Below are 18787 nucleotides of genomic sequence, written 5' to 3'. Positions count from 1 at the left end.
TCCACTGGAGATCCGACACTGATGCATACCGAGCTAGTCGCCGCTCTCGACATCGGCGGTACCAAGATCGCCGGAGCGTTGGTGGACGGTGACGGGAGGATCCTCGTACGGTCCCGCCGGCCGACCCCGGCGACCGAGGAGGGCGAGTCGGTGATGCGCGCGGTCACGGAGGTGCTGGAGGAGATCGGCGCCTCGCCCCTCTGGGCGCGTACAACAGCTGTCGGCATCGGCAGCGCCGGGCCCGTGGACGCGGCGGCCGGCACCGTCAGCCCGGTGAACGTGCCCGGCTGGCGCGGATTCCCCCTGGTCGAGCGGGTCCGGCAAGCCACCAGCGGGCTGCCGGTGACGCTGGTGGGCGACGGCGTCGCCATGACGGCGGCGGAGCACTGGCAGGGCGCGGCCCGCGGCTACGACAACGCCCTGTGCATGGTCGTCTCCACCGGCGTCGGCGGCGGTCTGGTGCTCGGCGGCAAGCTCCACCCGGGCCCCTCGGGGAACGCCGGCCATATCGGCCACATCAGCGTGGATCTCGACGGCGACCTCTGCCCGTGCGGCGGACGCGGCTGCGTCGAACGCATCGCCAGCGGTCCCAACATCGCCCGTCGCGCCCTGGAGGGCGGCTGGCGACCGGGCAAGGACGGTGACACCTCGGCTGCCGCCGTCGCCGCGGCGGCGCGCGCGGGCGACGCCGTCGCCATCGCCTCGTTCGAGCGGGCCGCGCAGGCCCTGGCCGCGGGGATCGCCGCGACGGCGACGCTCGTGGAGATCGGGATCGCGGTCGTCGGCGGGGGAGTGGCGAACGCGGGAGATGTGCTCTTCCTGCCGCTGCGCCGTTCGCTGCGTGAGTACGCGACGCTCTCGTTCGTCCAGAACCTCACCGTGGCACCGGCGTTGACCGGCACGAACGCGGGTCTGGTGGGCGCGGCGGCGGCCGCCGCGCTGGGGCGCGGGCCTGCCCCTTCGAGCAACAACCACTCGGCCATGACCGCGCCGACAAGTCTCTGACGACCCGTCAGACAAACGTCGAGTCGCCCTCACGCGACCGTCCCGGCGAATGGGCGGAGGTCGCGTGAGGCGACTCGACGGGCCGTCAAATCCCCTTCGGTGTACCTGTCTTCGCGTTTGTGGCATTGCGCGCGTTTGCGGTTGAGCCTGTTCGGCTCTGTTGCGTAAGACCGGGTAACGGTTGTTCGGTATCCCGTCAGAACCCTTGACGACTCCCTCTCAGGGGAGTGAGATCCAACCCTCGCGTTCGGTTGTGTTGGGTTGCACCCCTGAGGAGGGGGACATGTCTCAGTCTCCGTTCAACGGTTCGGTGGTACCGGCGAGTCTGGCCGGGCACCGGATCTCCCGGCGAAATCTACTGCGTGGTGCGGCGGCCGGGGCGGGTGCGATCGCACTGCCGTCGCTGCTCGCCGCGTGCGGCGGCGGCCCCGGCGGTGACGGAAAGACCGTCACGATGGGCTCGAACGCCTCCGATCCGGTCCCGAAGAAGGCGTTCGCGCAGGCCTTCGCGGCGTACGAGAAACAGTCCCAGGAGAAGCGGAAGGTCGACGTCAACACCGTTGACCACAACAGCTTCCAGGAGAACATCAGCCGCTATCTGCAGAGCAAGCCGGACGACGTCTTCATGTGGTTCGCCGGCTACCGGATGCAGTTCTTCGCCGAGAAGGGGCTGCTGCACGACATCAGCGACCTGTGGGGCGACTACACCGGCTTCTCCGAGGCGCTGAAAGCCCAGTCGACCGGCTCGGACGACAAGCAGTACCTCACGCCGTACTACTACTACCCGTGGGCGGTCTTCCACCGGAAGAGCGTCTTCGAGGAGCGCGGCTACGAGGCGCCGCGCACCCTGGACGAGTATCTCGCGCTCGCCAAGCGGATGCGGAAGGACAAGCTGACCCCGATCGCGTTCTGCGACAAGGACGGCTGGCCCGCGATGGGCACCTTCGACTACATCAACATGCGCACCAACGGTTACGAGTTCCACAAGTCGCTGATGGCGGGCGAGGAAGCCTGGACCGACAGGCGCGTCAAGGACGTCTTCGACACCTGGCGGAGCATCCTGCCCTACTGCCAGCCGGGCGCCAACGGCCGTACCTGGCAGGAGGCGGCGACCAGCCTCCAGAAGGGCGAGACGGGAATGGCCGTCTTCGGACTGCCGCACCCCGGCCAGCAGTTCCCCGAGGACGAGCAGGACGACATCGACTTCTTCGCCTTCCCCGAGATCAACCCGGAGCACGGCCAGGACGCGGTCGAGGCGCCCATCGACGGATTCCTGCTGGCGAAGAACTCCAAGAGTCTGAAGAACGACCAGACCATGGAGAGCGCCAGGGATCTGCTGTCCTGGCTGGCCACCGGCAGGGCCGAGGACGTCTATCTCGCCGGTGACCCCAACAACGTCGCGGTCAGTGAGGACGCCGACATCTCCAAGTACTCACCGCTGCAGAAGAAGGCGGTGGACCTGATCGCGGGCTCGAAGCAGATATCGCAGTTCATGGACCGCGACACCCGGCCCGACTTCGCCTCCACGGTGATGATCCAGGCCATCCAGAGCTTCATCAACGAGCCGGACGACGTGGACGGACTGGTCAACGGGATCGAGCGGCAGAAGAAGACGCTCTTCGCGTCCGACGCCGGCAGCTGAGCCTCCCGGACAGCACCCGCCCGCCGCTGCTCCCCACGCCCGCCCCCCCTCGTGCCCGCCGACTCCGACCGGGAGCTCTGATCCGTGGCGTTCTTCACGACGCGTCGCACCCGGCGGCGCGGCCCCCGGCGGTTCTCCGCCCGGGACCGTGCCGTCCTGTGCGTGCTGCTGGGAGTACCTCTCCTGCTCGATCTCGTCATCGTGTGGGGCCCGACCGTCGCCTCGATCGTGCTGTCCTTCTCCAGCTGGGACGGGATCAGCGACATCGAGTGGGTCGGTACGGAGAACTACGAGAACCTGTTCACCAACTACCCGCAGTTCTGGCCCGCCGTCCAGCACAACCTCCTGTGGCTGGGCTTCCTCGGACTGGTCGCCACGCCCTTCGGACTGTTCCTCGCCGTCCTCATCGACCGGGGTGTGCGCTTCAGCCGCTTCTACCAGTCGACGATCTATCTGCCGGTGGTGCTCTCGCTCGCCGTCGTCGGCTTCATCGCCCAACTCGTCTTCTCCCGCGACCAGGGCGCGCTCAACGCGATCCTCGGCGACACGGAGAATCCCACGGACTGGCTCGGCGACCCGGACCTCAACATCTGGATGGTCCTGCTGGCCGCCGCCTGGCGGCACACCGGCTATGTGATGATCCTCTATCTGGCCGGACTCAAGGCTGTCGACGCCTCTCTCAAGGAGGCCGCGGCCATCGACGGCGCGAGCGAGACTCAGACATTCTTCCGGGTGGTCTTCCCCACCATGCGTCCGGTGAATGTCATCGTCGGCGTGATCACCGTCATCGAGGGGCTGCGCGCCTTCGACATCGTCTACGCCGTCAACAAGGGCAGAAACGGCCTCGAACTGCTCTCGGTGCTCGTCACGGACAACATCATCGGAGAGGCGAGCCGGATCGGCTTCGGATCGGCGATCGCCGTCGTGCTGCTCGTCGTCTCCATGGGCTTCGTCGTGACGTATCTGGTCCAGGAGATCCGAGGGGAGAAGACCCGATGAGCGTGCACGCCGACACCGCGACCCCGGGCCCGCCCGCGCCCACACCCGCCACCCCCGGCGCTCCCGCGTCCTCGCGGCCGTCCGCCCGCCGGCGTCGCCTCACCCCCGGGCGGTTCGGGGTGCACGCCTTCCTGATGGCCGTCTCGCTGGGGTTCCTCGCGCCGCTGCTGCTGGCCGCGTACGCCTCGCTCAGGCCGTACGACGAGACGGCCGAGCGCGGCTACTTCTCACTGCCCGACAGGCTGTCCTTCGACTACTACCGGCAGGCGTTCACCGATTCCGGGATGACGAAGTACTTCGTCAACACGCTGCTCATCGCCGTCCCGGGAGTGCTGCTCGCGCTCTTCCTCGCCTCGTTCGTCGCCTTCGCCGTGGCACGGCTGAGGATGCGCGGATCGATCGTGCTGCTGATGCTGTTCACGGCGGGCAATCTGCTGCCGCAGCAGGTGATCATCACGCCGCTGTACGTGCTGTTCAACCGCATCCCGCTGCCGTACTGGATGTCCGACTCGATGACGATGTACGACTCGTACTGGGCCGTCGTCGCCGTCCAGGTCGGCTTCCAGATGGGCTTCTGCGTCTTCGTCCTGGCCAACTTCATGCGGACGCTGCCGATCGAGATCCTGGAGGCGGCGATCGTCGACGGCGCGGGCGTCTGGGCGCAGTACTGGCGGATCACCCTGCCGCTGTGCCGGCCGGCCCTCGCGGCCCTCGGCACGCTCCAGTTCACCTGGATGTACAACGACTTCCTGTGGGCGCTGGTCTTCATCTCCGACGGCGACAAACTGCCGGTGACCTCGGCGCTCAACAATCTTCGCGGTCAATTCTTCACCGACTACAACCTGTTGGCCGCGGGCTCCATCATCGTGGCGCTGCCGACGATCATCGTCTTCCTGCTGCTCCAGCGACACTTCATCGCCGGTCTCACCCTCGGATCCAGCAAGGGCTGAGAGCCGGGGCCCCGAAGCGGCTCCCTCAGGAGGCGGATTCCCGGGCCTGTTGGGGCACCACCACCAGGAAGTGGTCCGACTCCAGGTCCATCACCACCTCGGCGGGGGTGCCCTCGTCCCGGCGCGCCCGCGCGAACTCCTCGGCGCGCCAGCTCCCTCGCGGATCCCCCGCCGGGAACCTCTCCAGTACGTCACGGTGCATGGCGAACCCCCTCGGTCACATCCGTCTCCAACGACCTTCTGTCCGCGTGTGTTACGGCCCCGGCTGAAAACGTTCCGCGGGACAGGACGCGCCGGGGCCCGCGCAAGAGGTGGCGAAAAGGCCACGAACCAGCAACAGCCGAGTGTCGACGGGGCAGCCGGAATCGGCCACGTGTTTCCACTGCCGGGTGTTGCGGGCAATCCACATGGGGCTACGGAAGAGGGGGAACCGTGATCGTCTGGATTAACGGTGTGACCCAGAAAGTCGCTGGTCAGCGGCTTATCTGCTGAACTCCGCCATGAGAATCTAGCTCTAGTTAGCCTTAGTTAGCTTTAGTTAGCCCTCATGGGCAAGATCCTTCTCCCATTCGTCTCCCATGGGGGCAAGGGGTTTCCCCGCGCTAACTGACACTGTTGGCGAATTTGGGGGGGCAAGCATGACGTTGGCCTTCGTGACCGTTGGGGTCGTGAAGGCCAACGTTGTGTTTGGAAGGAGGGCGCCGATGTCATTGCGCGCTGGGAAGATCGACGGGCTGTCGGCGAGTACGGGCCCGGGGCCCGGTTTGCCGACCCTGTTAGTAGCGACGGGCGGCGTTGGTGACCCGGCCGGCCGCCGGGTCGGGGTCGAAGCTTCCGGCGAGTCTCGGGCAACCAGTCCCATCCGATGAACACGTGCGTCATATTCCTGTGCCGCAGGCGGAGCATCTGCTCGGGGGTGTGGTCGTCTCCAGGTGGCGGCGACGTCGGCGGCGAGACGCAGCGAGTCGATGCCGGGATGGTGCAGTTCCAGGTCCTGCCAGAAGCACTTGGTCAGCTGGTAGGTGTGCCCGCGTAGGGTGCCGTAGTCCAGGGCGGGCTGTCGTTCCTTGAGGTACTCCACCAGCAGATCGCGGATCGGACGGCAGGCGATCGGATAGCGGTCGACGAGCTCCTCGACTGGACGCTGGCCGATGCTTTGGATCTCCCGCAGCGTAGGGACGCCGGCGCCGAAGACGCCGGTCTCGCGCAGCGCCCGGAACGTCGCCGAGCCGGAGCGCCGGCTTCCACGCAACTGCCTCGACTGCCAGAGCGTCCAGTAGGTCCCCCACCACGATGTTGGCCACCGTCCCGCCCTTGGCGGCGATGATGACTGTGGTGCGGAACAAGGCGGCGGGCGGGCCATGTCGCTGATCCCGGGATCGGCCTGGCAGAAATTGTCCAGCCGGGCGAAGCCGTCGGCGTCGCGGGAGCGGATCATCTTCCGGGCGAGTTTGCGCTTCCTGCCCCCGGTGAGCAACCAGCCCAGCAAGGGCCGGATGACGTCGGCACCGACCATGACGACCAGGGAGCTGGTCATGGTCTCCAGCCGGGTCCGCGAGAACTTGGCGTGCCGCTCCAGCCGGCACGCCGGGCCGTCGGCCCACCGCTCACCAGCTGCATCGGCGCCGCTGGCGTGCCAGCGCTGGTGCCAGGTCCGGCCCGGTTGTTCCTGCAACCAGTCCAGCATCAGCATCAGGCCGCGCCGACGGAAGTCGTGGTTGCGAGAATCCTCCTGCCGCGGCGTCGCCTCGCCCCACGTCCGCAGTACTCCGTCGCGGTCCATCCCGGCGGCAGACCAGTGTGCTGGAACGGGACGCGGCGGGAACTTCTCGGCCTGCTGTTCGGCCGACAGATGGGGCCGGGAGACCACCGGTGCAGCAGCGAGGCGTTCGGCGGCGATCACGCGATCCCCTTGCCGAACAGCACGTCCATCGTCTCCTGCCGATAGCCCGGCGCCGGAGCGGGCGCCTTCCGCTCGGCCGCCTGCCGGCTCTGCTCGGCGTGGTGGGCCAGGAGCCGACGGATCACGTCTTCCTTGCGGGGCGTTAACTTCGCCGTTTCGCTTAGGTACGGGGGTTGTTGCGGCGGAAACGCGAAAGTGCCTTCCTGACCTGGGACGATGAACCTTGCTGAGGGGTTCTGTCGGTCCGGGCGGAGGGCACTTTCTACGTGCGGGGTATCGGGTTGCGTCCCAAGGTCCATGTCGGCGCGGACGGTGCGGGGGTGGTCGGTCATGCCGGGGCACGGCTGCTGGCGGATCTGGCCAATGCCACAGGGCTGACCACCGCGTACTCCGCCGCGCTCGGACCGCTTCGGCCGCGCGGGAGGGGACATGACCCGGGCCGGATCGCCACCGATCTGGCCGTGATGCTCGCCGACGGCGGCAAGGCCATCGCGGACCTCGCCGTACTACGGGACCAGGCAGGGGTGTTCGGCCCCGTCGCCTCGACACCGACGGCCTGGCGGCTGCTCGCCGACATCGACGAGACCGCTCTCGCCCGGCTGGCTTCTGCCCGCGCCCAGGCCCGGGAAGTCGCCTGGCTGCAGGTGTCGGCGTACACGTGAACGCGCATAGCCTCGTACGAATGAACGGGCTCTGTCGCTGATCTTGTGACCGGCCAGCTCCTCTAGGGTCGCCACTCCGCCCGGTAGTCGGGGTGCTCGGTGTACGACTGTGCGAGCACGCGAAGGGCATGTCCAAGGCCGACGAAGCGCGCGTCGGTCGGATTCATTGCCTCGTAATCCCGGGCCAGCATGTCGAGGAGGTCGAGCATCGGCAGGTGGCTGTCAAGGAGGGCGTCAGCCCCGAAACGGTAGGCCACCTCGGCATAGGCATGGTTGTCCGCCTCGTAACGGGCGTGAAGGAACTTCAGGAGGTCGTCCATGAGGAGATCTTTGCCCACCTTCGGCGATGCGAGGTCAGAATCTCGCCCGTCTCAATGCCGGAGGAGAATGCGGGTGCGGAGAAGGTCGAGCTTGGCCCGGCCGTAGCCTGCGCGTTTGAGGAGCTTGACCCTGGTCACCTGGCCTTCGACCTGACCGGAGCTCCAAGTGCTGGACAGGCCGGCGACGACCGCGTCCCAGTCGTGGAGAAGGCCGTCGGCGAACTGCCGCAGGGCGGGCAGATCGTGCTGTCTGACCTGCTCGATCCATTCGCGGAGGTCTTCGCCACGGTGCTCGTGTATGAGCGTGCCGAATGCTCGAACGTGTTTGACTGCGGCGTTCAGTTCGTGGCAGGCCGCCCGGATCTCCTTCAGCCCCACGGCCACCTCCGGACGAAGGCGCTCGGGGTGGGTCATGATCCAGCGCAGTGCTCTCCTGGGTTTCGGCAGTGCCGGGGGTGGTGGCGCTGTGACGGTGCCCTGCTTCAGCAGACGTACATAGGAGTTGACCACGCTCCTGTCTCCGGGGAACCCCTGGTCGCGTACATCCCGGTGGAGCTGGCTGGCGTTGCGGCATCCCTGGGTGAAGCGCAGGTAGATGAAGGGCTTGTAGTCGCCGAACAGGGTCCGGCGCTGGGTGACCTTCACCAGCAGCTCGCCGACGTCCGCAGTCCGGGCGTATCGGCGGACGGCGTAATAGTCCAGGTTCAGGTCACGGCTGATCCGACGAAGGGACCGGCCCTGGGCATGAAGTTCCTGGACGGCGCGGTGGCGTTCGCGGATGGTGGCGACGATTCGGCGGGGCCGGCCGCGGACGTCGAGCATGCCGTCCGGCTCCGCCGGTGGCTTTGGCTCTTCAGGCTGGTGGGCGGTGCGGAGGCAGCCGTAGTGGCCGGTGACGGTCTTCTCCACGGCCTCGGCGAGGTTGTTCCAGACGTGCCAGGCGTCGGCGACCTGGACAGCCTGAGGGGCGGCCGTCCTGGCAGCTTCCGCGTAAGGGCGGCTTTTGTCGAGAACCGTGAGCGCTTGCCATCGAAGTTCAGCGGCATGCGGGTCAGCGCCCCCGCATCAGGAAGTGGAGCAGTGTCACCACGGCGACACCGACGACGAGGGTGGTGCCGAACGACGGGTGCTCGAAGGTGACATGCACGGTGCCGCAACCAACGAGCATGAGCACCAACATCCGTTGATCTATCTGCCCGTTCATCCGCGAGGCCCTCCCTGCATTTGCGCCGTCATAGCTGTCACGGGGAAGCAACGACTGGAATTCCGACAGAAAACCAAACCGGCTACAGCCCAGCTCTGACTGGACGGGATCAAGATGCGATGGCACGGCCTCGCGTCCGCCCAGATGGGGCAGGACATCGGCGGGCCGGTAGGCGAGCCAAAATCCCCGGCCGAGACTCGAAATTGTGTTCGGGAATGGTCGCAAGGGCGAGAACGGGAACGATCCAGAATCTGGATGTTTCCGGCCTCTTGTTTGTCGTTTTCCCGCCCGAGGCGGCCTGGCTTATCCCGTCATGGGCTCGGGCCGAGTCCCGTTGTCAGTGGTGACCTCTACGGTTCCTTGTGGCCGGCGCGCCGACACCATCGCCGCGGCGAACGCCGCCCTGATCACCGCCCAGTCCCAGGTGCCGATCGTCCGGTACTGGGGCGACGGGCTGCTCGCCTCCGTCGACGGCCTCCGCTTCGTCGTCCCCGTCCGTACGATCAGCGCCGCGCCCTCGCCGAAGTACTCCGGGTTCAAGAGGGGCACCACCTGGCTCAACGCCGTGAATGACCAGGTCGCGGGCATCGGGCAGATGGTCGTCCCGGGCACGCCGCGCGACTCGCTGTACATCCTGGACGCGCTGCTGAACCTCGATGGCGGGGTGAAGCCGGAGATGGTGGCGACCGACAACGCCTCGTACTCCGACATGGTGTTCGGCCTGTTCAAGATCCTCGGATACAACTTCAGCCCCAGGTTCCGCGACCTGGACGACCAGCGGTTCTGGCGCGCGACGATGCCCGGCGTGGAGACCGGGACGTACAGGCCGCTGGAGGACATCGCCCGCAACCGGGTCAACCTGAACAAGGTGATCACGCACTGGCTGGACACGCTACGGGTGGCCGGCTCCCTGGTCACCAATCAGGTGAGGGCGTACGACCTGCTGCGGATGTTCGGCCGAGAGGGGCGCCCGACCCCACTGGGGCAGGCGTTCGCCGAGTACGGGCGGATCGCCAAGACCCTGCACCCGCTCGCCGTCGTCGACCCGGTCGACGACAGGGAGCGCAGGTCATCCCAAGGTGGTCGGCTCAGCCGCGGCCGTCGCACGCCTCGCAGTCGCCGCTGCCCCGGCAGCTGTCGCACTTCCACACACCTCGGTAGCCGGAGCCATCGCAGGTGGTGCACTTTCCATCGCCCTTGCAGCGCTGGCACTTGTTCCACATGGTGAGACCTCTTCTCGTTACCGTCTTGTCGGTTGATGTCGTTGGTCGGCAGGTAGCGGCTGGTTAGCCGCAGCCGTCGTGCGTCGATGCAGCTCGCGCAGGGGCACCAGCACCATCTGATCCGGCAACCGGCGCCACCGCGGGCCGAGCGCTCGCCTTCGCTCTTTCCTGCTAATTGGCCCTCAGTACGTACGGGCCCGTTCGTAGTGCGCAGGCACCAGAGTGGGGGAGCGACTGGTCCTGAGGCACCAGGTCAGGACGGCTGCCTGGGACGATGCCCGCCGGGGGCACCGCAGGGAAGTGTGGGCAGCGCGCGGAATCCCGTGCGTCCCTCATCTCCTGTGGTGTCTGGAGTGATCAACAGGTGGCGACCTTTCCCCTCGCCTTACCCGGTACCGCGTCACAGAAGGCGCTCGACCGACTGGACGGGCGCCGGTGAACAAGACGTCCGTATCCGAAGCCGTGACCGCCCCCGCCCGCATTGGGTGGCCGGCGATCGGTGCCCTCGGCATCCTGGCCCTTGCCCTCGGCACCCTGCAGTCGGTGGTGGAGCCCGCCCTGCCGCTGCTGCAGAGCGAGTTGGGAGTCGATGCGTCCGAAGGGGCGCTGATCGGCAACGCACTCCTCGTCGCCGGCGCGGTCGCCACACCCCTCGCTGGCAAGCTCGGTGACCGATACGGCGGAAAGCGGGTGCTGGTCCGGCTGATGGCAGTGGTCTCGGTGGGTGGGCTGATGGCGGCTCTGGCGCCGAGCCTGCCCGTGCTGTTGGTCGGTCAGGTACTGCAGGGCGTCATGGTCGGCGCGCTGCCCCTCTCCTTCATCCTGGTGCGCAAGCACCTCGCGGCAGGAGAGTCACACGCGGTGATCGGGCTGGTCGTCGCGCTGTTCACGGGCGGCAGCATCGTGGGCATGCTGTTCGCCGGGCCGATCGCGGAAGGGCTGGCCTGGCAGTGGATATTCGGGCTGCCGACGATCGTGGTCGTCGTGGCGACGTCGGCCGTGGCCCGGCTGGTGCCGCATGATCCGCCGGTCCCGTCGGAGCACGGGATCGACTGGCCCGGCACGGCCCTGCTCAGCGGCACGCTGCTCGTGTTCATGCTCGGGCTCGTGACGGTGACGAGGGACGGCGGTATTCCGCCGCTCGCGATCGGCGCCCTCGCGCTGCTCGTGGCCGCCCTCGCGACCGGGTGGGTCGTCGTCGAGCGCCGGGCGCCCTCGCCGATGGTCGACCTTCGCATGCTGGCGAAATCCGCGGTCTGGAGGGCTTGTGCGCTCACGTTCGTCATCAGCGCCAGTTCCGGCATGGTGCTCCTGCTCCTCCCGCAGATGCTCGCGGCCCCGGCCGACGGGTACGGCTTCGGCGCCAGTACCACCGACATCGGACTTCTCCTGCTGCCCGCTTCCATCGCCGGGGTGCTGAGCGATTCGGTCGGCGGAATCGCGGCGCGGCGGTTCGGCCCGCCCTCCTTGGTCGTGGTGACCGCCGTCGTCACGGCGGCCACGATGACCGCCCTGGCCTCGCTGCACACCGAGCAGTGGCACCTCGTCCTCGCGAAGGTGCTGACCGCGTTCGCCGCGGGAGTGGGCACCACGGCGCTGCTCGCCGCTACGGCCACCGCCATCGAGACCGAGGACATCGGCATCGCCACCAGTCTGCTCGTGGTCACGCGCGTGATCGGTGTCGCGCTGGGCGCCCAGGTCGCCGGCGCGATCCTCGACGCCGGAGACGATCCGGCGACGGGCCTGCCAGCCGAATCGGCCTTCGTCACGGGGTTCGTCGTCGCCGGCCTCGTCGCCGCCTTGTCACTGCTGTTCGTCCGACGCGTCAAAGTCCGCACCACGAACGTCCGTACCACGGAAAGGGAAGTCCAGGCATGACACCCCATGGTCTCAAGCGCAAGGTCCTGATCTCCGGGGCCAGCATCGCCGGACCCGCGCTGGTGTACTGGCTGCACCGGTCCGGATACGAGGTCACCGTGGTGGAGAAGTCGGGCGCGCTGCGCGGCGGCGGGTACCCGATCGACATCCGCGGTACCGCGCTGGAGGTGGTCCGGCGGATGGGCATACTCCCGCAGCTGCGGGACGCGCATGTCGGCTCGCGGCGCCTGACCTTCCTCGACGCCGACGGGGGTGAAGTGGCCTCACTCGCCCCGGCGGCCGTGGCGGGGGGCGCCGAGGGACAGGACCTCGAGGTGCGTCGCGGGGATCTGGCCGAGATCCTGTACGCGCTGGTCCGCGACGACGTGGAGTTCCTGTTCGGCGACTCCGTCGACACCCTCGACCAGTCTGGGCACGGGGTCGACGTCGCCTTCCGCAGCGGGCGGCGGCGTACGTTCGACCTGGTGGTCGGCGCCGACGGCATGCACTCGCACACCCGGGGGGCCGTGTTCGGCCCCGAGGAACAGTTCCACCACTACCTCGGGTACTGCTTCGCCATCTTCACCATGCCGAACACCCTGGGGCTCTCCAGGGAGGTCGTGCTGTGGAACACCCCGGGGAAGGCCGGGGCTCTCTACGCCGTCGGAGGCAACGACGAGCTGCACGCCTTTCTTACCTTCCACCAGCCGGAACTGCCGGCCGGCGTCGTCCGGGACCCCGGCGCCCAACGAGACCTGGTCGCCGCCACCTTCGCTGGCGCGGGGTGGGAGATCCCCCGGATGGTCGGCGCCCTGCGGGACGCGGACGACCTGTTCTTCGACACGGTCGGCCAGATCCGCATGCCCCACTGGTCCAGCGGCCGGGTCGCGCTCGTCGGCGACGCCGCCCACGCACCCTCGTTCCTGACCGGACAGGGCTCCAGCCTCGCGCTGGCCGGTGGCTACATGCTGGCCGGCGCGCTGGCCGAGCACCGGGACCACACGGCGGCCTTCGCCGCCTACGAGCGCGGGACCCGCGAGTTCGTCACCATGAACCAGGCGCTGGTCGGCCACGGCTCGGCCACACTCTTCCCCACCACCGCCCAGGCCCTGGAGCAACGCAATACGGCGCTGCGCGGCCTGGAGGCCCTGCCCACCGCCACACCCCGGCCGGCCCACACGGCCCTCACGCTGCCGGCGTTCCCTTCGCCGTAGTGATCCGGTGCGGGCGGCACAGCGGCACAGCGGCACTGCGTGGTCCGCGGGAGCGTCCCGCGGACCACGCCGTGCCGCTTCAGGTCACTGCGAATGGTCCTCGTCGCCGCCGGGGGCGACGCGGACCAGGCCCGTCCGGTAGGCGATGACGACGAGTTGGGCCCGGTCGCGGGCCTCCAGCTTCGTCATGGCGCGCTGCACGTGGGCGCGGACGGTGAAGGGGCTGAGATACATCCGCTCGGCGATCTCCTGGTTGGACAGGCCGGTCGCGACCGCGGCCACCATCTCGCGTTCGCGCGGGGTGAGCGTGACGAGCTGCTCCACGTGGTGCGGCGGGACCGCCTCCGGTGTGGCCAGGAAACGGGCCACCAGGGAGCGGGTGGCGTTGGGGGACAGCAGGGTGTCGCCGTCGGCGATCGTCCGTACGGCGCCCAGCAGTTCCTCGGCCCCGAGGCCCTTGCCGATGAACCCGCCGGCCCCCGCGCGCAGCGCCTGGGCCACGTACTCGTCGGTCTCGTACGTGGTGAGGATCAGGATGCGGGTGGCCCGCAGGGCCGGGTCCGCGCAGATCTGCGCCGTGGCGGTGATGCCGTCCACCTCGGGCATACGGATGTCCATGATCACCACGTCGGGGCGCAGCTCCCGGGTGAGGCGCACCGCCTCCCTGCCGTCGGCGGCCTCGCCGACCACGGTGATGTCGTCGGCGCTGTCGAGCAGCATTCTGAAGGCGTCCCGCAGCAGGGCCTGGTCGTCGGCGAGGAGCACGCGATACGTCATGGCGTGCTCCCGACCTCGTCGGTGCCCGTTGGCCCCTCGATGGACGCCGCCGCGTCGGTTCCGCGCGGCGTGTCCTTGGCGGACGGCAGGGGCAGCCGGACGGAGACGAGGAAACCGCCTTCCGGACGCCTGCCCGCGGACAGCTGTCCTCCGACCGCGGTGGCGCGTTCACGCATGCCGATCAGGCCGTAGCCGGGCGGCCGGTCCGGCGCCCTGAATGCGGCCGGCGTGGTACGGGAGCCCCTCCCGTCGTCGGCGACGGTGAGGGCCACATGGTCGCGGTGATAGACGATGCGCACCTGGGCATGGTCAGTGCCGGCGTGTTTGGTCACGTTGGTCAGGGCCTCCTGGACGATGCGGTAGGCGGTGAGGTCCACTCCCGGCGCGAGCGGCCTGGCCGTGCCCTCCTGGTGGGCCGACACCTCCAGACCCGCGCGGCGGAAGGACGCGAGGAGCGTGGGCAGGAGGGACAGCGCGGGCGCCGGTTCGGAGGGCGCGGCCGCGTCCCCGGTCTGACGCAGCAGACCGACCGTGGCCCGCAGGTCGTTGAGGGCGTCGGAGGTGGTCTCGATGAGTTCGCCGAGCTTCTTGCGGGTCTGCTCCGGACGGTTGTCGAAGAGGTGGGCGGCGACCGTGGCCTGCGCGTTGGCCAGGGTGATGTGATGGGCCACGAGATCGTGCAGCTCGCGGGCGATGCGCATCCGCTCCTCGGTGACCCGCCGGCGCGCCTCGCTCTCCCTGCTCTGCTCGGCCCGCCTCGCCCGCTCCTGCACGGCCGCCAGGTAGGCCCGCCGGTTCCGCACCGAGTAGCCGAGTACGCTGGCCAGCAGCGGGACCAACGCCATCACCCCCATCCGGCTCGCGTCCTTCCACGAGAAGTCCCCGGACAAGGGGGTGGCGGCCGTCAGTGCCGCGGACATGAGCAGCACCGCGCCCGCCGCGCGGCGTCCGGTGCGCGCGGCGAGCGGGAAGGAGTAGGCGGTGATCAGGGCAGGGGCCACGAGGGGCGGGGTGAGCAGGAGGTCCAGGAGCGGCGCCAGCACGCCGATCGCGGTCGTGGCCGCCAGGGTGGCCAGGGGCGCCCGGTGCCGCAGCGGCACCACGGCACAGGACAGCACGGCGACGGCGTAGGCGGCGGCGGGCGGCGCCGACAGGGTGGTGTCGTCGACCCCGATGGCCCCGCCGAACAGGCAGAACACCAGTGCCGTCGCCGTGATCGCCGCCTCGCGCAGCCACGTGTGGCGTGCTGGTTTCACGGCCTGCTCAGTCACGGCCCACGGCGGGCCGCCATGCCGCCTGGCCGGGCACGGTCGGGTCGGGCGCGGTTACAGAGGCCGGGACGGTCCTGTTCAGCGTCTCGCCCTCAATGTCCACATTCGGCAGCACACGGTTCAGGATACGGGGCAGCCACCAGGCCCGGTGGCCGAGGAGGGCCAGGACCGCGGGCACGATCGCCATGCGGACCACGAAGGCGTCGAATGCGACGGCGGAGGCCAGGCCGACGCCCATCGTCTGGATGGTCGGACTGTTCATTCCGACGAATCCGGCGAACACGCTGACCATGATGATCGCCGCCGCGGCCACCACCCGCCCGCTGTGCCGGAATCCGCTGACGATCGCCTCGCCGGGGGACGCGCCGTGGACGTAGGTCTCGCGCATCCGGGACAGGAGGAATACCTCGTAGTCCATGGCGAGGCCGAACACGATGCCGATGATGAGAATGGGCATCAGCGACATGACCGGTCCGGTCTGCTCAATGCCGAGCAGGTCCGCCGCCCAGCCCCACTGGAAGACGGCGACGAGGACACCGAAGGCGGCACCCACCGACAGCAGGAACCCCAGCGCGGCCTTGACCGGGACCAGGACCGAGCGGAAGACCACCAACAGCAGCAGTACCGCGAGGCCGATGACCACGGCCAGGTAGGGGATGAGGGCGTCGGACATGGCCTCGGAGATGTCGATGTTCATCGCGGTCATGCCGGTCACCAGGACGCCGGCGCCCGTCTCGGCCCGGATGCCGGGGGCTGTGTCCCGCAGCGTGTGCACCAGTTGCTTGGTCTCGCCGCTGTTCGGCGCGGTCTCCGGGACGGCGGTGATGATGGCCGTGTCCTCGTCCTTGCTGAGCACCGGATCATCGACCGACGCCACCCCGTCCACGCTCTCCATGGTCTTGACGACCACGTCCGCGGCGGCCCGGGTGTCCGTGGACTCCGACAGGTCCACCACCACGGTCAGGGGGCCGTTGAATCCGGGGCCGAAGCCGTCCGACAGCAGGTCGTAGGCGCGGCGCTGGGTGGTCTCCACCGACTTGGACTCGTCGCCGGGGAGGCCGAGTTCGAGGCTCAGTGCCGGTACGGCCACCGCTCCGAGGCACAGTCCGGCGACCAGCAGCACGGCCACCGGCCGACGCAGCACGAACCGAGCCCAGCGGGCGCCGAGCCCGAGCCGTCCGGCCGCCCTGCGGGCACGCTCGCTCTTAGGCTGGCTGGCCTTGCGGAGGGCGCGGGGAAGGACCCGCCGGCCGAAGAAGCCGAACAGCGCGGGGACCAGCGTGAGGGCGACGAGTACGGCGAGGGCCACGGCGCCCGCGCCGCCCATGCCCATCTTGGTGAGTTCGGGGATGCCGACGACCCCCAGACCGACCAGGGCGATGAAGACGGTCGCACCTGCGAAGACGACGGCCGACCCGGCCGTCCCCACCGCCAGACCGGCGGCCTCCTCCGGCTCGCTGCCCTTGGCGCGCTCGTCCCGGTAGCGGGAGGTGATGAAGAGGGCGTAGTCGATGCCGACCGCCAGTCCCAGCATCAGCGCCAGGATGGCGACCGTTGAGGTCAGGCCCAGCGGAGCGGCCAGCGCGGAGACCAGGCCGAAGGCGATGCCGACCCCCATGAAGGCGGTCAGCAGGGACAGTCCGGCCGCGACCAGCGACCCCAGGGCCAGGACCAGCACCACCGCGGCCACCGCCACGCCGATGAGTTCCGTCGTACCGCCCGGCGCCTCGTCCGCGTCCAGGGCCGAGCCGCCGATCTCGACGGTCAGCCCCGCGTTGCGGGCCTGCTCCGCGGCGTCTTCGAGGGCGCTCTTCGTCGCCTCGGTCAGGTCGATGACGTCCGCGGTGTAGGTGACTGTGGAGTAGGCGATGGTGCCGTCCTCGCTGACGGCACCGGTCTCATAGGGGTCGCTGGCCGACGCGACCTGGCTGCCCCCCTCCAGCGAGCCGAGTGTCTCCTCGACAGCCGTCCTGTTCCCCTGGGCCGTCACCCGCTCCCCGTCCGGGGCCTGGAACACCAAGCGGGCCTCGGCACCCTGTGAGTTGCCCTGCGGAAATCGCTCGTCCAGCAGGTCGAACGCCTTCTGCGACTCGGTGCCGGGCATGGAGAGCCCCTCGTCCTCCGCGGCCGGCGCCATGGCGCCGGCCGCGATGGCCAGCACCAGAGCGCACAGCCACAGACCCCCTACGAGTCGGCGTCGCCGGAAGGCCCACCGCCCGGCCCGATAAAAAAAAGTAGCCACGTGCTGATCACTCCAGAGAACATTGAGAAACACGCGAGATCCCGCGTGCCTCCCACACTCCCGTCGGCCACCCCCACGGGGCATCGTCCCCCGAACCCGACCTGCCCTGGTGCCCCCGAACCAACCGCCCACCCGATCTGGTGCCTCCGCACTAGTAGGGCTTGGTCAGGTTCACTCGCCGGTGGCGTGTCCGTTTGATCGGGTGTGTCGTTGGCCTGTTGTGATGGGTGGGGAGCTGGCCGCGGTCCGGTGTGATCTGGAGGACTTCGCGGCGGAGATGTTCGAGCCGTTCGCGCGGGCGGATCGATGCCGGTGGGGAACGGTCTATCTGCGGGGCCTGCTGCTGGACGGGCGGCGCAAGTCGGTGGAACCGATGGCCGCCCGCCTGGGCGAGGACGGCAACCGGCAGGCCCTGGCAAACTTCATCACCACCAGCCCGTGGGACGCGGCGCATGTGCGCGCTCGCCTCGCCTGGCGGATGCAGCACGTGATCAAACCGACCGCGCTGATTGTGGATGACACCGGCTTCCTCAAAGACGGGGACGCCTCGGCGTGTGTGGCCCGGCAGTACACCGGCACCGCGGGCAAGGTCACCAACTGCCAGGCCGGGGTGTCCCTGCACCTGGCCTCCGACGCAGCGTCGGCGGCCGTCGACTGGCGTCTGTTCCTGCCCGAGAGCTGGGATCCCGCCTCACCCAAGGCTGATGAGGGCAAGGTGGCCCGCCGCACCACGTGTGGCATCCCCACCGACGTGGGACACGTCGAGAAGTGGCAGCTGGCCCTGGACATGATCGACGAGACCAGGTCGTGGGGCATCGACGTCCCGCTCGTCGTCGCCGACGGCGGCTACGGCGATACCGCGGCCTTCCGCCTCGGCCTGGAAGAACGCGGCCTTGACCACGTGGTGGGCATCTCCACCACGACCACCGCCCAGCCGGAAGAAGCCAGGCCCCGCATCCCGCCCTACGGCGGACGCGGCCCACGGCCGCAGCCCGCCTACCCCGAGCCGGCCCAGGCGGTGAAGCAACTGGTCATCGAGGCGGGCAAGCAGGCCGCGAAGCCGGTGCAGTGGCGGGAAGGCTCCCGTCCTGGCAGCGGCCGCAGCGGCGTCAAGCGCATGTACTCCCGCTTCGTGACCCTGCGGATCAGGCCCGCCGGACGCGAGATCCGCAAAGCCTGCGACGGCCCGGAGCTGCCGGTGCGCTGGCTGCTGGCCGAATGGCCCGCCGCCGAGCCCGAACCCGTCCAGTTCTGGCTGTCCAACCTGCCCGCCGACACGGCGCTGGCCACCCTCGTGCGCACCGCGAAACTGCGCTGGAGAATCGAGCACGACTACCGCGAGATGAAGCAGGCCCTGGGCCTGGCCCACTTCGAAGGCCGCACCTGGAGAGGCTGGCACCACCACGTCACCCTCGTATCCGTCGCACACGCCTTCTGCACCCTCCAGGGCATCACCCGGTCCCCAAAAGAGACGGCGCCAGCCTGAGCCTCTACCAAGTCGCCCGCGAAGTGCAGTTA

16 protein-coding genes and 3 pseudogenes are annotated in these 18787 nt (G+C 69.1%); 9 read left to right on the top strand and 10 right to left on the bottom strand.

The window, feature by feature from the left end:
* The first annotated feature begins 21 nt into the window (after window positions 1–21).
* From IEY79_RS29970 to IEY79_RS29955, 4 genes are all read left to right on the top strand, one after another.
* Complete coding sequence (locus IEY79_RS29970) at window positions 22–1005, top strand: ROK family protein (RefSeq protein WP_189110774.1); 984 nt, start codon at window positions 22–24, stop codon at window positions 1003–1005.
* A gap of 283 nt (window positions 1006–1288) precedes the next feature.
* Window positions 1289–2647 carry an ABC transporter substrate-binding protein gene (locus IEY79_RS29965; RefSeq protein ID WP_189110773.1) on the top strand — a complete coding sequence of 453 codons (1359 nt, stop codon included), beginning with the start codon at window positions 1289–1291 and terminating at the stop codon, window positions 2645–2647.
* Window positions 2648–2731: 84 nt separating this feature from the next.
* A complete protein-coding gene (locus IEY79_RS29960; protein ID WP_189110772.1) occupies window positions 2732–3646 on the top strand; it encodes a carbohydrate ABC transporter permease in 915 nt (304 codons plus the stop codon).
* Entirely contained in the window at window positions 3643–4596 is a 954-nt protein-coding gene (locus tag IEY79_RS29955; RefSeq protein WP_229701237.1) for a carbohydrate ABC transporter permease, read from the top strand. Before IEY79_RS29960 ends, IEY79_RS29955 begins: the two co-directional genes overlap by 4 nt.
* A 25-nt stretch (window positions 4597–4621) precedes the next feature.
* On the opposite strand, the gene IEY79_RS29950 is transcribed toward IEY79_RS29955, so the two are convergent.
* From IEY79_RS29950 to IEY79_RS38095, 3 genes are all read right to left on the bottom strand, one after another.
* Entirely contained in the window at window positions 4622–4798 is a 177-nt protein-coding gene (locus IEY79_RS29950; protein ID WP_189110771.1) for a DUF8839 family protein, read from the bottom strand.
* Between the two features lie 336 nt (window positions 4799–5134).
* On the bottom strand, window positions 5135–6499 hold the full coding sequence (locus IEY79_RS29945; RefSeq protein ID WP_189110770.1) for a hypothetical protein: 1365 nt from the start codon (window positions 6497–6499) through the stop codon (window positions 5135–5137).
* Window positions 6496–6624 (bottom strand): hypothetical protein, encoded by a 129-nt coding sequence (locus IEY79_RS38095; protein ID WP_268240626.1) that lies wholly within the window; start codon window positions 6622–6624, stop codon window positions 6496–6498. The genes IEY79_RS29945 and IEY79_RS38095 overlap by 4 nt, the downstream gene beginning before the upstream one ends.
* 111 nt (window positions 6625–6735) lie before the next feature.
* Between IEY79_RS38095 and IEY79_RS29935 the strand changes: the two are divergent.
* Window positions 6736–7143 (top strand): annotated as a pseudogene (locus tag IEY79_RS29935) (transposase); the annotation flags it as partial.
* An 80-nt stretch (window positions 7144–7223) separates the two neighbouring features.
* Here the strand turns inward: IEY79_RS29935 and IEY79_RS29930 are convergent.
* The 4 genes and pseudogenes from IEY79_RS29930 to IEY79_RS29915 form a co-directional block, all read right to left on the bottom strand.
* A complete protein-coding gene (locus IEY79_RS29930) occupies window positions 7224–7481 on the bottom strand; it encodes a DUF6221 family protein (protein ID WP_189110842.1) in 258 nt (85 codons plus the stop codon).
* A gap of 51 nt (window positions 7482–7532) precedes the next feature.
* Complete coding sequence (locus tag IEY79_RS29925; protein WP_268240629.1) at window positions 7533–8303, bottom strand: transposase; 771 nt, start codon at window positions 8301–8303, stop codon at window positions 7533–7535.
* Between the two features lie 84 nt (window positions 8304–8387).
* Window positions 8388–8483, bottom strand: a pseudogene (locus tag IEY79_RS38090) (hypothetical protein); the annotation flags it as partial.
* Window positions 8484–8532: 49 nt separating this feature from the next.
* On the bottom strand, window positions 8533–8685 hold the full coding sequence (locus IEY79_RS29915) for a hypothetical protein (protein ID WP_189110768.1): 153 nt from the start codon (window positions 8683–8685) through the stop codon (window positions 8533–8535).
* Between the two features lie 370 nt (window positions 8686–9055).
* Here IEY79_RS29915 and IEY79_RS29910 point away from each other — a divergent pair.
* From IEY79_RS29910 to IEY79_RS29900, 3 genes and pseudogenes are all read left to right on the top strand, one after another.
* Window positions 9056–9757 (top strand): annotated as a pseudogene (locus IEY79_RS29910) (Tn3 family transposase); the annotation flags it as partial.
* Between the two features lie 586 nt (window positions 9758–10343).
* A complete protein-coding gene (locus IEY79_RS29905; RefSeq protein WP_229701236.1) occupies window positions 10344–11786 on the top strand; it encodes an MFS transporter in 1443 nt (480 codons plus the stop codon).
* Window positions 11783–12979, top strand: a complete 1197-nt coding sequence (locus IEY79_RS29900; RefSeq protein WP_189110767.1) for an FAD-dependent monooxygenase — start codon at window positions 11783–11785, stop codon at window positions 12977–12979. The genes IEY79_RS29905 and IEY79_RS29900 overlap by 4 nt, the downstream gene beginning before the upstream one ends.
* Window positions 12980–13063: 84 nt before the next feature.
* Here IEY79_RS29900 and IEY79_RS29895 read toward each other — a convergent pair whose 3' ends face one another.
* The 3 genes from IEY79_RS29895 to IEY79_RS29885 are packed head-to-tail and all read right to left on the bottom strand — an operon-like array spanning window position 13064 to window position 17269.
* Window positions 13064–13756: a response regulator transcription factor gene (locus IEY79_RS29895; protein WP_189110766.1), complete on the bottom strand. Its 693-nt coding sequence runs from the start codon at window positions 13754–13756 to the stop codon at window positions 13064–13066.
* Window positions 13753–15012 (bottom strand): sensor histidine kinase, encoded by a 1260-nt coding sequence (locus tag IEY79_RS29890; protein WP_229701235.1) that lies wholly within the window; start codon window positions 15010–15012, stop codon window positions 13753–13755. Before IEY79_RS29890 ends, IEY79_RS29895 begins: the two co-directional genes overlap by 4 nt.
* Window positions 15013–15019: 7 nt before the next feature.
* Window positions 15020–17269: an MMPL family transporter gene (locus IEY79_RS29885; protein WP_189110764.1), complete on the bottom strand. Its 2250-nt coding sequence runs from the start codon at window positions 17267–17269 to the stop codon at window positions 15020–15022.
* Window positions 17270–17492: 223 nt separating this feature from the next.
* Here IEY79_RS29885 and IEY79_RS29880 point away from each other — a divergent pair, with 223 nt between their 5' ends.
* Window positions 17493–18755: an IS701 family transposase gene (locus tag IEY79_RS29880; RefSeq protein WP_229701234.1), complete on the top strand. Its 1263-nt coding sequence runs from the start codon at window positions 17493–17495 to the stop codon at window positions 18753–18755.
* Window positions 18756–18787 lie beyond the last annotated feature (32 nt).

This window comes from Streptomyces camponoticapitis (assembly GCF_014646115.1).
Lineage (GTDB): Bacteria > Actinomycetota > Actinomycetes > Streptomycetales > Streptomycetaceae > Streptomyces > Streptomyces camponoticapitis.
Note: the sequence above shows the minus strand (reverse complement) of the source record. Positions and strands in the feature narration are given on the sequence as shown.

Coding starts and splice junctions, on each gene's coding strand:
- IEY79_RS29970 (WP_189110774.1), top strand. CDS start 22: ATGCATACCGAGCTAGTCGCCGCTCTCGACATCGGCGGTACCAAGATC.
- IEY79_RS29965 (WP_189110773.1), top strand. CDS start 1,289: ATGTCTCAGTCTCCGTTCAACGGTTCGGTGGTACCGGCGAGTCTGGCC.
- IEY79_RS29955 (WP_229701237.1), top strand. CDS start 3,643: ATGAGCGTGCACGCCGACACCGCGACCCCGGGCCCGCCCGCGCCCACA.
- IEY79_RS29950 (WP_189110771.1), bottom strand. CDS start 4,798: ATGCACCGTGACGTACTGGAGAGGTTCCCGGCGGGGGATCCGCGAGGG.
- IEY79_RS29930 (WP_189110842.1), bottom strand. CDS start 7,481: ATGGACGACCTCCTGAAGTTCCTTCACGCCCGTTACGAGGCGGACAAC.
- IEY79_RS29925 (WP_268240629.1), bottom strand. CDS start 8,303: ATGCTCGACGTCCGCGGCCGGCCCCGCCGAATCGTCGCCACCATCCGC.
- IEY79_RS29915 (WP_189110768.1), bottom strand. CDS start 8,685: ATGAACGGGCAGATAGATCAACGGATGTTGGTGCTCATGCTCGTTGGT.
- IEY79_RS29900 (WP_189110767.1), top strand. CDS start 11,783: ATGACACCCCATGGTCTCAAGCGCAAGGTCCTGATCTCCGGGGCCAGC.
- IEY79_RS29895 (WP_189110766.1), bottom strand. CDS start 13,756: ATGACGTATCGCGTGCTCCTCGCCGACGACCAGGCCCTGCTGCGGGAC.
- IEY79_RS29880 (WP_229701234.1), top strand. CDS start 17,493: ATGGGTGGGGAGCTGGCCGCGGTCCGGTGTGATCTGGAGGACTTCGCG.